General features: G+C 31.8%; 6 protein-coding genes. 2 read left to right on the top strand and 4 right to left on the bottom strand.

Annotated features, from left to right (window positions below; translation table 11 throughout):
- Nucleotides 1-155: 155 nt before the first annotated feature.
- Genes ACR1PN_RS09580 through ACR1PN_RS09565 form a run of 4 tightly spaced genes read right to left on the bottom strand, consistent with a single transcriptional unit; the run spans nt 156 to nt 8,827 of the window.
- Nucleotides 156-545 (bottom strand): RDD family protein, encoded by a 390-nt coding sequence (locus ACR1PN_RS09580; protein WP_433979853.1) that lies wholly within the window; start codon nt 543-545, stop codon nt 156-158.
- Nucleotides 546-554: 9 nt separating this feature from the next.
- On the bottom strand, nt 555-4,322 hold the full coding sequence (locus ACR1PN_RS09575) for a DUF6443 domain-containing protein (protein ID WP_433979852.1): 3,768 nt from the start codon (nt 4,320-4,322) through the stop codon (nt 555-557).
- A gap of 4 nt (nt 4,323-4,326) precedes the next feature.
- Nucleotides 4,327-7,263 (bottom strand): hypothetical protein, encoded by a 2,937-nt coding sequence (locus ACR1PN_RS09570; protein WP_433979851.1) that lies wholly within the window; start codon nt 7,261-7,263, stop codon nt 4,327-4,329.
- Nucleotides 7,226-8,827 carry a T9SS type A sorting domain-containing protein gene (locus ACR1PN_RS09565; protein ID WP_433979850.1) on the bottom strand — a complete coding sequence of 534 codons (1,602 nt, stop codon included), beginning with the start codon at nt 8,825-8,827 and terminating at the stop codon, nt 7,226-7,228. The genes ACR1PN_RS09570 and ACR1PN_RS09565 overlap by 38 nt, the downstream gene beginning before the upstream one ends.
- Nucleotides 8,828-9,617: 790 nt before the next feature.
- Between ACR1PN_RS09565 and ACR1PN_RS09560 the strand changes: the two genes are divergently transcribed.
- Together ACR1PN_RS09560 and ACR1PN_RS09555 are read left to right on the top strand one after the other, a co-directional pair.
- A complete protein-coding gene (locus tag ACR1PN_RS09560) occupies nt 9,618-12,059 on the top strand; it encodes an AAA family ATPase (protein ID WP_433979849.1) in 2,442 nt (813 codons plus the stop codon).
- Nucleotides 12,046-13,791, top strand: a complete 1,746-nt coding sequence (locus tag ACR1PN_RS09555) for a hypothetical protein (RefSeq protein ID WP_433979848.1) — start codon at nt 12,046-12,048, stop codon at nt 13,789-13,791. The genes ACR1PN_RS09560 and ACR1PN_RS09555 overlap by 14 nt, the downstream gene beginning before the upstream one ends.
- Nucleotides 13,792-13,857: the final 66 nt, after the last annotated feature.

Genomic DNA, 13,857 nt, shown 5'->3' with positions numbered 1-13,857 from the left:
GAGGAATAAATGTGTATTACATGTTTAATCAAGTTTGCAGGGAACTGAGAGGTATTCTTGAATAAAAGATAATAAAAAAGATCAGAGCAAATCTGTGCTCTGATCTTTTTTATTATCTGAAGCTGTAATCAAAGCATGTTTAGCAACTTTGATTTTTAAGCATTTTTGTCAGGCTTTGATATTACTTCAGTACCTGACAGTAAATCATGTAATGTTTTGTTGCTCTTTAAAATGATCAGAAACAAGTCAACTGGTATCAATCTTACTAAGGTCCTGATAATTATACTTAATATATTTCTATTTTTAAAAACAACTTCTAATTTAAATATTTTTTTTCCAAGTGTTTGTCTAAAGTAAAATTCAAAGACAAAAAAATACATGAGGTAAATAAATATAAATAAATATTTATAATTATTTAATATATAAAGTATGCTTAATTTGAATTCACCTTCAATAGAATATCTGTATATGCTAAAAAACAATAACTGGGACAATGTAATTATATACATATCAGCCAAATATGCGAATACTCTCTTTCCTACCATTTTTTTATTTTAATATTTCCAACCTAAAGTTACACCACCTGTTATTCCTATGATTGCAGAAAAACTACCTTCTATCGGAGTCCATTCAACACTTCGTTCACCATTGGTATGGTTAAACTTAAAAGTAACAGGACCAATTGATTCTTTAAACTCAGCAACGTCTCCAAACATTTTATTTTTATAAACCGATTCCATACCATAAGCTCCTATCCCAAATCCAAATGTATTCTCAGACTGTTCTCCTAAGAAAATATGATCCTTAAGTTGACCTTCTTCAAAGTTTAAAGAAAATCCAAACTTCTCTGTATGTCTGCCTTCAATATTTAGTCCAACTGGAATACCAAAAAGTTTTCCTGACGCTTCCACCTGAGGACCTGCATCAACATAACCTTCGGCTTCAATATAAAAATGCTGTTTGAAAGAATCCCATACAGACCCAGAATTCCAATCGTTCATAAAGTTATTGTAATGATTCCACATCTGAGTACCCCAACCAGATTTTGCTGTTAACATAAGTTCTGGTAAAAGCATTTCTTTCAGACCATCGTTAAAAATTAGACCAGATGATCCACTACCAAAGCTGCTTCCACTACCTCCGGAGTAGGAGCCACCACCACCTCCACCACCGCCACCTCCATTGGCGGCCATGTAAGCAACAAAGGCGCTAAACTGTGCACCACTAGCAAAATTATGCCAGTCTCCAAAATTAATACCATCGACATATTCCCAACCTGAATAAATGTTGGGCATAGAGTCCTTTAAATCCTGTATTTGTGAATACCTCCCGTCAGGATCAGACATATTAATAGGATTATTCAAGACATAAGCGTAGGTACTGGAATTGTGATATACTTCAGAAAATTGATCTTGACCACTCCATCTACCGATATCGGGCATGTATTGCCTCCATCCATAATCATATAAACCTGTTTCCTGCATCTCTTTTGCATTGTATTTATAAGATTTATAACTTCCCTGTGCATAAAATGAATTTCCTGTCTTCAAATGATTCATACCAAACGGATAGTAATCATTATTGTCTATTATTTCTAGATTACCTGAGTTATTTCTCGCGTAAGAAACCCTGGCATTTCCAAGTTGATCTCTATATTGGTAAATATACTGATCTTTTTGATAATCATAAAACCCTTCTTCAGTTGCAAAAAATCTTAGTTCAGGTGTTTTAGCGTTAACTGTTCCAATAACACCAAAATCATCGCGATTAAATGCCTGTTCTTCCATTGCCCGTTGGGAAGCTGGCTCAAGTTCCCATTCAACAGGTGGTATCAGAGAGTTCGAAGAAAAATATTGAAAGCCATCAATATAATCGGTAGAATTTATTACTGTTGAACTTCCTTTTACGCCTGTTATTATGGTACTATTCTCTTTTGAAAGCTTGGTTCCGTCTGCCCTATATTTTGTTTTAATAGTAATTTGTTCATTACCGTTTTTGTTTATATCCATGGAAGTGGGAAGATTAAGAAAATTATATTCTATAGCATTAATCCCTTTATCTGGCATATTTAGCATATTTCCATTAACATCATACTGTATGGGCATTCCAAATCCACCTCCTTCATAACCTGCAAAATTATTTGAAACGTCGTTGATGTTGGTAACTTTGTTTCCTGTATAAGTATAATTTAGGTTATCAATAACGGTCGCAGTATTTGTCCCTGCTTCCATTACAGAAGTTCGGAATAGAGTACTAATATTTCCATTTAAATCGTAGTTGATTGACTCGGTATTTTCCTTGCTGTAAGGATTGTTTGGATTTTGATAATATCCTGCTGTCAAGTGGTTTGCCTCATCATAGACATATCCATATCTTTTAGGAATAAGAGAAGGATTAACACCTAAAGTTTCTACAGTTCTCCAGTCAACTTCTGCTACGCTACCATTATACCTTGCCGCAACATTTTTTCCTGGGAATTGTGTGGGATCAGGATTGGTAATGCCATCTTTCTGATTGTATTTGATCTTGTAAGCAAACAGTTTTCCTCCAAGATCAGCAAGTTGCATTTGGTCCTTATTAACATCGGTCACCCAACCACGAATGTTGTAATTATAATCTATACTTTGTAAGTTGTTTCCAACCTTTTTATTGATGAGTTGAGAGAGGTCATTATAATTATTTTCAGAAAGTAAAACTTCAGGCATATCATCTACCTGATGATAATGTTTTTTTAGCCTCATTTGAGAATCATATGTATAACGCTCTTTTATTATTACTCCCGGTTCATTTGCTCTCCTTGCGTGAAAAATATTGTTTTTTTCCGGTAATCCTGAAAAATTCAAGAGCTTTTCCGTAGTCGTAGATCCTCCTAAATGATTATTAGAATGTGTGCCGACCACTCTCCCTAATGTATCATACCAAATAAAAGCTTTTGTCCATTGATCATCCTCAATATTTTTTATATAGCTTGCTGCGGGTAGCGTTTTAATGCTTCTTATTGATGACCATCCGTTGAAAATAAATGGCGTGGGATTACCACCGAGGATCGGTTGATTTTGTATTTGAGAAGGTTGTTGTACTGCGCCTGTAGGATATTCATCATAATAATAAACTGCTAACAAAGTCATACTTCCTGTTGGAAAAGCATTTTTTGTGTAATAAACATCAATATTGTTCAGCGTAAATGGGGTTGAACTCGCAGTTTCGTTATTTAAGGCATTACTTGACATGTTGTTTAGTGCGCTCTGCATTGCTACCCTTGACGATGTATTAGCGAAGAATCCAGTATATAAAGTTCTTCCAAACTTATCGTATTTCGAAAACATCCATCCTTTTTTCGCAAAATTATTTTCCGTAGTTCTTAGCTTACCATCCTGAACTAAAACCTGCCTATTTTGCTTGTCGTAAACTATGTATGACCAATCTTTTCCTGGTAGCTTTTTTTCGACAACCCTGTTGTATTTGTCATACTTATATTGATAAGCTATATTATTAAGACTTCCATTAATTTCTGCAATAGTATTTAATACGGCTGCTTTCGGAGGGATGATGTATGATAAATTTCCAAACTTATCATACACATAATAAGTATCTAAATTCTCTATATCCCCACTCTGGGTTCTATTGATTTGGCGAACAAGTATTTTCTGATTATAACCATTAATATAGTTATGACTCTCATTTCCGTCTTCATCGAATTTCACTATTTTATATAGTGTATTGGCAATATAATATCCATCAACCGAACAGCTGTCGTCCGGAGCAAATGTCAGAGAAACATCGTTAATCTGTTGTGAAGAATTCCATATAGTCATAGCTTTGAATCTTTTCACAACACCACCTGCATTGCTAAGATATTTAATTTTTTTAGTGTGAGTACCGTTTATCTGCCAATCAATTCCTGGGGAAGCAATTTTTTCAATTCTTGCTAACGGTGATTTTTCAGTCTGAATTTCAGAATATGCATTCGGGACGCCATAAAAAGTATTAACTGAATTTCCTAAAATATTGTTCACAAAAGCTCCATTCTGTGTGTCTACAGGCAGAGGAAGATAGTTTTTGGTTTGCATTCCGCTATTATCGTACTCCGAAGGAATAATGATATCTTTCCCAGTAGGAGAAGCTTGTATAGCAATACTTTGTTTGGTTCTTCCCAATCCATCTAAATATTGTACACTTTGAATTTGTTGTGCAGAAGGTTGGGAAGCCGTGACTGGCTCCAAGTATGTTCTTGAATAAAAATAATTTTCAGCATTGCTTAAATTTTGAGCTGAAATTAAAACTGTTACTAAAATATGTAGTAATAATAATATTTTTTTCATCGTTTTAAGGTTGTGGTTTTACATTAAGCTTATATTCTTTTAAAATATTACCATTGACGTCAAATACCATTTTCAACTTTCCATTAGTATCATATTTATAAATTTCTCTTATACCACTTGGAGGCGTAATAGTTGTAATACCAACTAATGGATCATATGTGTATGTAGTTACCATGAAACCCTTTAACTGAGGATTATTACGATACTCATCAAGCTCTCCGATTAAAAGTTTTTCAGAAGCTTCATCGATATCCTGATCAGAACGAGTCACGATTCCCTGCGATCCGGCTGGTACAAGTATAAATTTTAAATCATTTGTGGTAGCTCCTTCAACTTTTGCTATAGGAAGTGTCTGATTATATCCATATATTAATGTTGTAGGAAAGCCTGCACCTGTAACTTCATCAATATTGGTTGTAAACTGTAGCAGGTTTCCTTTATCATCATATTTATCATAACGAATAACTGTCTTTATACTTTCATCGTTAGGATTAGTTGATTTAACAGAAGTTGGGTAAATGCTATTATTTGCAAATTTTGTATCACTTATAATGTTTACTGCACCATTTATTTTTTCAATAATTTGAACAGGAACTCCTGTAATATTTTTATCGATTAGATGCTGGAATTCATTGGTCTGTCCTACTAAAGTGAGTGCACTAGGATAATTAAAGATTTTTTCTGTTGTAGTCCCATCCGCAAGGAATGTTTTGATATTTGAAATACTATTAAATCTGAAACGGTTTTCAAAATTTGATTCTCTTTTATTAATTAACGCTGGTTGATTATCTACAAAAAGTATTTCCTGTTCTTTTAGTTTTTTGATCACTCCCGATCTGGTATACCCGTAACCTGTGGGTATTTCTGTAAAGCCACGTGAATTTTGCAATTCATAATCGTAAAGAAATTCTTTGACCTTATTATTACTATTATCAAAAATCGATTTTTTAAATAACAGTCCATTTTGTGTGAGGTTATAATAATTCTTCACAGGATATTGCGAACTACCAACAGTTATGTAGGTATCAGGATAATCACTCGGTAATTTAAAATAATTATTGATATATCCCATATTCTCTCCTTCACTAACTTTCACATTTCTATAAAGCACAAACTCTGAAGAAGAGTATGCGTTTTCGTTCGCAAATTTGTAACCGCTTGAGCTATTACTATCGTCAAATGAATTATATGAATAAGCGATCGTTTTGTTTGCAATAGTGCTTGAAGATGAACTAAAGTGTTTTTCATTCTTTATTCTGACACCATATGTATAATCGACATTTTTGTAAGGAGGAGGTATATTTTTTAATTCATAAACTGATACTGTCCCTGATTCCCAAATTCCAGGAAACTGAAAAGTATGCTTTCCAGGATTTACAAGTGAAGATACTGTGACGGAAAAACTATATTCGTCCGCTTGAACTACTCCGCAAGTTGGAAAACTATTTGAATTGATCCCATCAATATTAAATCCACTATGCAGATATCCTGGATTTTCTGGCAAGAAGGGGTTGTCTGGATTTCTGTAGGCGTTGAAAACAAAATATATTTTCTTTTGTTTAGCAGGATCTCCTTGCAAAGTCCATAGAGCTAGACTATTCGTGTGTGTATTTGAATAATTAAACTCTCCAATGTGCTCAATACTTTGTATTGTCGGATCAACATAATTTTCTTGCAAATTCTGTATATAGGTAGGATTATTTTTATCAAAAAAATATTCATTGGGTTCGAATCCATATTCGATGATTCCTCCTGTTGGTAAATGTATTTTTTTTAGAATGCCTATGACACTATTAGCTGGATATTTTTGTGTCTCCGTAAAATCCATGCAAGATATTCCTGTAAAATTAGGAAGACTTATATTATCATCTAAAGCAGTATTGTAATACTCAAGCTTCGTAACTTCAGGAGAACTAGGGTTTTCATAATTTTTTTTTGAAATCTTATTCAATATTCTTTTTTGATTGTTAAAAGATGGAAAATATTTGAATTCATAGTCAAAAGTATATTCAAACAATTCCTTACCATAATAATTTTGTCCTTTAATTTTGGATATGCTATAGGGATCGTGCATCGTATAGATTAGTGTGTGATCGTACGTATGTTCGATATCTATTCTACCTAATCCAATACTATTAATTGTTTTCAACTTACAATTTTGATATAATAAATTAGTAGTATCTAAATAGTGGTAGTTCTTGCGATATTCATAGTTAAGAAGCTCTTGTCCGGCAGCATCCTTAATGCTGTTAAGATAAAATGCAGATCTATATAATTTATTACCAAATGTGTAGCGAGACTGGCTATAATCATTAAAAATATATTTAAATCCTTTGTCGTCTGTAATAGTAAAAGAATTAACAATCAGAGTTGCTGTATTAGTTGTTTTCGTAAATTCCATTTTAACACTATTTCTATCGTAATTGACTATAGAAAAAGTATTATTTGAAATATCACGGTAAATTTTAAATTTCCCTGAAACGCCATTTGGTAAATTATAGTAATAAAGATCATCAAAATCATTTAGATTATAATTTGAAGCAGAAGCATTATCAAATAATTCATCTAATCCACCAACGATTTGCCTTGAGATGGACCCTCCTGAAAACAGTGACCATCCCCACCCTGCGTCACTTACAAAATCTTCATTATTTACATTATAGGGGTTATAAGACAATATTAAGTTCTCGCGAATCTTATCACCTTGTGCAGAAATTCCTCCTAATGGAATTGAAATGTTTGGAACCCCTGTAGCGGTAGACATTGGCATTTCCTGGTATGTAACGTTGTACGACGTGGATGGTATTGGTCTTGGAAGATCTCCAAAGTTTATTTGCTGACTTTGTGCAAAAAAACCAATTGATATAATAACAAAAATAATTTGCTGTAGTTTTTTCATTATTTTATTTTTTAATAATTTTAGCGGTGGCAATTTCTTCATCACTCGTTTTTACGACTATCAGATAAGCTCCGTGAATGAGATTCTGTGTATTGATCTTAGTCACTTTATTCTTTGTTTTCAAACTTTGGAGCTGTCTTCCACCCATGTCATACAGCGTAATATCCGCTTCCTTAAATTCAAACCCAATCTCTACATAACAGTAATCACTCACCGGATTCGGGTAAATCTTCATATCCTGCTTCTCGATCAGCTGATCAATCTGGCTGTCTCCCAACTTCACGATTTTCCAATTCTCCTTGCCTAATTCTTCAGCACTCGTTCCTGCGAGTACGATCGAACCATCTTTATTCATCTTTAGATCAGATAATCTTTCCTCCTTCTTTCTCGATTCTCCTTTCACGTGTTTTCTCCACTGCTCATTACCATCATTGTCAATATAAAGCATCCAGAATGTCTCATCATCCGATTCAATCCTTCCTTCAGCCTGAGTATAGCCGCCCAGCAAAATGCCTTTGGTTGATAGTTGATTGTTGTCCGTTGATGGTTTTCCTGTGATCACATTCATTCCCATCAGAATATCACGGTTCTTGAAGTTGTAGGATTGTTGCCATTGTTCGTCACCTTTGGCATTGAGTGAAACTAACCACAGATCTGTTCCTTCTTCTATTCCTACCGTCTTATTGCCTGATCTTTCCGATCTTGACTCGCCACCGATAATATATCCCGAAGAAGTAAATGCCATCGTTCTTACATGGTCATCTCCCTTACCACCAAAATTTTTTTCCCATTCTACTTTGCCCTCTTTATTGAGCTTTACAATCCAGTAATCGCCTTCACCATAGTTTTCGGTTGATTTTGAATGACGATTGATGGTAGAGTTTCCGGCTTCCATCTTCCCGCTTCCTGCATATTCAGAACTTCGCGAATAAATTCCAAGCAAAGATCCGCCATCGGGAGTAGGAATCATCTTTTCAACTTCATCAAGACCTTTTCCGCCTAAAATGAGTTCGGATACTACCTTCCCCTTTTTGTCCAATCTTGAAATGATCACATCTTTCGAACCAAAGCCGTTGGGTGAATTCTGAACGTTTCCTGCCACCATAAATCCTAAATCTGCCGTCTGAATCACCGACCTTGCTTCTTCATCCTGTGAAGTTCCCAATGTTTTCTGCCAAAGTTCATCCCCGAATTCATTGATCCTTATCAGCCAGATATCAGATCCGCCTTTTGAATCGTCTTTTTTGTCAAAACTTTTTCCCGAATAAGAAGTTCCTGCCAAAAGGAATCCTCCTTCCTGTGTAGCAACTGTTGCTGATAAAAAATCATGGTTTAGTCCTGAGAAATACTTTTCCCAGACTTCTTCACCCTGTTGATTTAATTTGACAAGATGAAAGTCGTAACCGTTATTCTGTTTGTTTTCAGAAATGATCTTTTTAGATTGAATCGAACTTCCTGTGATAAGATACTGCTGGTCAACTGTTGTGGTAACTTGCGAGAGAAAATCCTGTGTAGAGGATTTAATATCTTTCTGCCACAGAACATTCTGACCAAACAATACAGAGATAGTGCATAATAGCAATACACTAGTGTAAAGTTTTTTCATAATTGAGTTTTTAAAATCGTGCAAAATTAACTTTTTTTAACATATTTTATAATTAACTTAAAAATAGTTAACATGATTGTTATCATGGTATTATTCAAAATCAAACTAAAACAAAAGTTGATGTTATAAATATAAAAGGAATGGATTTTTCAGATTAAGCTATTGTGTTGGTTGAATTTTCTCCATTACAAATTATGCCCTCGGAGAGCGAGGTAGCAACTTTGTTGGGAGGGACGACCTTCAAAGTTGCGAATGAGCTCCTAACTTTTCCGTATAGTTGGTAGAATTGTATGTATTTATGTAAGTAATAAAATCATAGTCAGATAAAATTTATTTAAAATATTTTTTACAAAGAAATACATTACTATATAAATCTTAATAGATAATGACACATTATTGGATTTAGATTAAAAATCATCTATTCAACTAAAAATCTATGGTATTGTTGAGGAAATGATTTCCTTCATAATAATTCATAAAAGCTAATTATTATTAGGCACTACTGGGTGAAATGATTTTTATTTTCCTTTAGATAAAATCAATTGTGTTCGATATTTAGGAGAATTCTATAATTTATTATCTTACTTAGACGCCTTTTTAATTGTTTAACGAAAATATTTCAGTTTCCATTTGTGATAATATTACTATTAAAATACGAATAGAAATGTCAATTATTCATTTTCTTATATTTGAGTTATCACGATAGATCGAAATAACCTTATCAACATTGTCAATATTTAAATATGATTATCTCTAATTACTATATATTTGTATTTATATATTAATTTAAATGAAATTATTAGCCAAAAAAATTAAGCGTTTCAATTCTAATAGAAATGGATTCATACAGCCGGTGTTCGAAATCAATGAATCGGATCAATATAAAGCTGTTTCGAAAGATGATTATCCCAATAACGGTTATATATTTATTAGTGACTTTGATTTACTTGATAGAGACATTGATACAGAACTCATAGTTATCGATAATGGATTTTTCATTAACGACGATAATATGTTTACAGAGAGAATAAATGATTATAATGCTTCTCAGAAACGAATAAATTATAATATGGGTATCAGTAATTATTTTTCTGCTGTTACCCCAATTCAATATATTCCAATTTACAATAACCACTTTAATATAGAAAAACACAGACTTATATCCGATGAAGGTATAAATAGCGATGTGTTTTTTCTAATAGTTGAAGAAGAGAATAATATATATGGGCCGTTTGAGAGAGATAATTTTGATTTAAAAGCTGCAACATTTAAAAATAAAGATTACGACACATCAATGTACCGAGATTTTTTAGATACATACATTGAATATGACGGATCTGTTATTTTTAAGCTTAACAAGCATCTATCGTCTGGAAATATACTTACAGATTTTGATGGAAATAGCTACATCAAAGATTTTACCAATGTCATTGTTGAGAATTTGGGAGAAAAAATTGAATATACTCCGATACAAATTTTACATTCGTGGGTATTAAATAAACTTAATAACAAGGGATTAAGAATTGTCGATTTTCTTGACGAAATTGGGGATATAGATAAGTTATTTAGTTCAAGTTTAGATCAGCTAAAATGGCAAAAGTATTTACTATTTATTGATAAACTTGAAGAGGAAAGTAAAATTATTCAAAGCTTAGTAAATAAACTTTATGATAAAGGATTTGTAGAGGATATAACTGGAAATACACAGATAGAAAATATTGAAAAGAAGTTAAAAACCCTTGAAGATAATGATATAATTAAAAGTGAGGAGATAATAAAGCTAAAAGACGATAGAAGAAGACTTGAAATTGAATTACAAGAAATAGAAAAGAAAGACATTGAAGGGATAGATAAGAATAGCTATCCCAATATTGCATCAGTATTAAATCATCCTGAAAAACTTCAAAATCTCGAAGAAATCATTGCAAATAGAGAAAATTTTGAATTACTAAAAGATGATTTGAGGAAATTAGAAATTAAAAAAGAAATTTTTGATGAAGAGATCAAAAAGTTAGAGGATACAGAGAGGAAAATTCAAGATTCAATTAGACATATAAAACAAAGTTTTGATAGTGACGTTGCTGTACATACTGCTAAATTAGCAGATGCTAAAATGTATACAGATTTGCTAAATGGAATAAATATTAATCAAATTAGTAAAGATAATTCAGAAAGCATTGAATCCGTGGTTCTAAGTAAGCTACCAGAAGAAATATCTACTGCAAGATCTTATATATTTGAAATCCAAAAAAGATTAAAAAATCTAAATCGAGATTTATCTTTTAATGATGTAGCAAACTTAATAATCACTATTAACCATTCGTTTATCACAATACTCGCCGGAGCACCAGGTGTTGGAAAGACATCATTAGTAAATAAATTATCAACAGCATATGGTTTAAATGAAGAGTTTGGATATTTAGAGGTTAATTGTGCGAAGGGATGGACTTCATCTAGAGATTTTTTGGGTTTTTACAATCCTCTTACAGGTAAATATCAAGACGCAAAAACAGGATTAAGACTAGCTCTGATGAAATCTAATAAAAATTTAAACTCTCCTTATATTGTTTTATTGGACGAAGCCAACTTAAGCCCGATGGAACATTATTGGTCGGATTTTATAAAATTAGCTGATGGAGATTATGCAAAAAAAATTAAAACCCATGAAAAAGAAGAAATTACCTTTGGAGAGGGATTTAGGTTTATTGCTACAATTAATCATGATCACACCACAGAATCATTATCAAATCGTTTGATTGACAGAGCATCAATTATTCAAATTGACAAACCTCTATCAGTAATTGAAAACGCAATTTCTGACATCAAAAATGATCATATATTTGACTTCAATGATGTACAAAAATTGTTTCCTGAGACACAAAAATGGAAATCTGATGAGGAGTTGATTAAAAAACTTTTGCAACAAATAAAAGAAAAAATTGAATCAAATAATAGTGGCATCATCATTAGTCCTCGTAAAGAGATTTTGATTAAAAAATATTGTAAAGTTGCTACTGGGGTTTTAGAAGGGAATTCTTACACTGCCTTAGATTTTGCAGTCTCTCAGCATATTATGCCGCTTGTAAATGGAAGAGGAGAGTACTTTGAACAATCATTGAAAGAATTAAAAAATATCCTTGAAGATAAAGGTATGACCAAGTCATCAGTTTTGTTAGGGAAAATTTTGGAACGAGGAAAAGATTTGAAGCATTTTAAATATGTCTACTATTAAAATGGATTATGAAATCTTATGTTATAAAAATGTAAGGGAGAATACGGTTCGCATTGAAATGAATGAAATAATTAACGAAGTTGATTATTTTACATTCATTGTGCAATCAAATGTTGAACTAGATAATCATTGTTTATTAATAACAGATATTCCGGTAGAAATAACTGTTATAAAGATTATTGATGGACAGTACTTCTACACTGTTAAAGAAGATTCTGTAAGAAATTATTTTAAAAATCAGGATTTCGACAAAGTATTTGACCTATATAAGGCAAGATTTTCAATTCCAAATTTTGTTCAAAATATCTTATTTTATAAATTATTTATAAATTACCCTATTGGAATATGTGATATCGTTTTAGTTTCAAAAGATAATTACGAGCAGATTTCTACAATTAAATTAAATGTAGTTTCTTCAAAAATTGATGATTTTGAATTCGAATCTTTAGTTTCTTATGTTGAAAGTAAAGGAAGTTCCATTTGGGCAAAATTTTCTTTATTAAAGCAGCAAGCTAATAATTTTAATGATGAAGATAGATTAGATTGGTTATTGATTTTCTGCGACAATTTCATTAATGAATTTCGAAATAAATATTTGTTTTATTTTCAAATTGACAAAATAACTACTTTAGAAAACAATTATATAATTGAGACATATAATGGTTACAATGCTGTTTCCGAAGATTCTATTTTATGGCTTTTAACAAATTTGGAAGTTTTAACTGCAACAAATTCATATGATCCCAACAAACTATTAATTAATAACAGGACATTTTTTCCTACTGAAATTTTATCGTCGCACATTAAAGAAACAACAGATAATCCAGAAAACCAATTGATTAACGGGTTCATTAATGAAATATCGTATTTTTTAGTTGAATTGGAAAATTTATTTTCTTCTGAAGTTACATCAACCGACTCTGAAAGATTTGAAGATATGGTAATGGCTTATTCGTACAAAAGAAAGCTAAAGCTTACAAAAGAATTAGCTTTTAAATTAGCTATAATCAAGGAAGTAATTATTAAGGAGATTCCAGTTAGTAAAACCGATGTAAATTTTTCAAACATTAATAAAATTGAATCTAAAGATCATTACTATTACGTGTATAATCACTTAATGACATGGTTACTTTATAAAGGGGCAAACTATACTAATACCAATAAATATTTTAAAGGAATAAGTAGATTAGATGAATTGTTTGAACGTGCTTGCTACTATCAAATTATTGACACTTTTATGCAATTGGGTTATATGCCAGTTATAGAATATAATGATGCTGGTGAAATATTTGATAGGATTACTCTTTCTAAGGGGCAAAAAAAGGTAAATTTTTACTATCAAAATTTACCAGATTCATTAACAACAATAAAAAATATTAGAAACCAATTAAAGCCGGACTTTATATTTGAATTTGATGATAATACTTTTATAATATTGGATTCTAAATACAAGAAATCAAAGAATATAGAAACTTATGATTATCCAGATTTGGCTTTAAAGTATCTACACGGTATAGGCTCAACTGATGGTCAAAATTTTAATATTTTGGGTTTATTAGTTTTGTTCCCGAGCACTGAATATAGCAGAAATTTTTATCATAAAAATGAATATGGAATTTTTGGTTCAAAAACAATTTATCCATTTATCGGGAGCATCGGTATCAATTTTACAAACGCTGAATCTCATTTAATGTCAACCATTGAAAGGGTTCTTGAAATAAAATATTCTTAAATAGCGCATTTTTTAAAATACTTTGAACTATAAAGGAAGGGTTGTTAAAACCTTCACGTCATCATA

It is taken from the genome of Chryseobacterium sp. RLHN22 (genome assembly GCF_051011795.1).
Lineage (GTDB): Bacteria > Bacteroidota > Bacteroidia > Flavobacteriales > Weeksellaceae > Chryseobacterium > Chryseobacterium zhengzhouense.
Note: the sequence above shows the minus strand (reverse complement) of the source record. Positions and strands in the feature narration are given on the sequence as shown.